This is a genomic window from Flavobacterium sp. TSSA_36 (assembly GCF_051547165.1).
Classification (GTDB): domain Bacteria; phylum Bacteroidota; class Bacteroidia; order Flavobacteriales; family Flavobacteriaceae; genus Flavobacterium.
The window spans coordinates 1-1,475 of record NZ_JBPTTP010000025.1 but is presented as its reverse complement, the minus strand read 5'-3'; the positions used below and the strand labels follow the sequence as shown (position 1 = coordinate 1,475).

Here is a 1,475-nt window from a genome sequence, read left to right as displayed (position 1 = left end):
GCTCCTATCCCAATGTCATTAAGTTAAGAACTAAACAACTCTTTTGTAGTTAGTTACAGGTTTATATTTTCCTGTTTGCAGTATTTTGGATTTTCTCCTTTCATAATTTCTATTAAGCCTGATAGGTTCAAGATGTCTCTCAAATAAATTTTGCAATTCCAAAAGCACTATTTTAGGTTCCTTTGTCAGGAATAAAGTTGTGATTTTATTTTTCATGCTCCCAATACTGAGTGTTCTGTTAATTTGATAATCATGCTTTCTAATTTTATTTTTATTTTTCAGATATGATTCACATTGTTTTTCTATTATACTTTGCAAATTTGATACAAACGTTGCAGCATAAAAATCTTGTTCAATACTCCAAAGACTATGTCCGCTAAATTCTCCTAATTGCAATACATTTTTATCCTGATTATAACTGGTTTCAATTTTCCATCTCATAAAATAAAGCGTTTTAAAAATTTCTTTTTTATACTTTTCTTGGTCGCACAGATTGGTCAATAAAACTTCTGTTTCTCCTGTTTCCAAAACTACCTTAATCATTCGTATGCTTATTGTGGTATGAAGAAAAACGGTATATCCATATTCTTTCATTTTATGGATAGCTCTATAATTAGGGCCAAGATTTATAATTTTATCATCCTCTAGACTTAGCATAAAATCACTGATTTCTTTGTTAAATCCTTGTTTGCATCGCATTACAAAATGCTTTGTTTTTTCTTGATGAATCAATAAGTACATCAATGAAAAACTAGCAAATCCTCTATCATATATAGAAAGACTATTTTCTGGAATACTTTCAATATGCTGAGCAACTATACTTTTTTCACCAACTTTAATTGGGTGTATTTTAGAAAATATTGTAATTCTATTCAACACATCATAAAACTTCATTATTCCCGCCATTGGGACTTCTTTAAGATGATTTCCATGAGTACCAAAATAATTTTTAACTTCCTCCTTATCTACCAAATTAATGGTAGAACCATCAACTGCTATCAGTAAAAAACCATTCCACTTTTTTACTTTATCACCATAGTAATTATAAAAACAATCTACCAATAACCGATTCCAAACCTCAAAAAATAATGGCTTTAGCTTTTTCCTCTGAATACTTAATGCTGATTTTGTACAGCTTAAATTCTCTGAAATACAATTCTCAAAAAAGTTTTGAATTTCTATGGACAAACTCTTTTTGAGCATGTTAATAATTAAAAATACAGTTCTGTTATAGGTCAATTTTCTATTCCTTGTAAAGTCGGTTGCCTTATTTGTAAATAATTTTCTTAAATCAGAATCAGTATTAATAATTTTTAAAAAATCCTTTAACTCTTCTATTATTTTTATATTTGCTTCTACCATTGGGATTTGTTTTTTTGTCAATTACAAAGAACCTAATTTAGGTTCGTAACCCAATGGTTTTTATCTATTTATCTCTTAACTTAATGACATTGGCTCCTATCCCTCACGCAAAA

The 1,475-nt window shown here is 28.7% G+C and carries 1 protein-coding gene; it reads right to left on the bottom strand.

Going from position 1 to position 1,475, the window contains the following annotated elements; translation table 11 throughout:
* Positions 1 to 30 precede the first annotated feature (30 nt).
* Positions 31 to 1,362, bottom strand: a complete 1,332-nt coding sequence (locus ACSVH7_RS15105; RefSeq protein ID WP_438067514.1) for an IS4 family transposase — start codon at positions 1,360 to 1,362, stop codon at positions 31 to 33.
* Positions 1,363 to 1,475 lie beyond the last annotated feature (113 nt).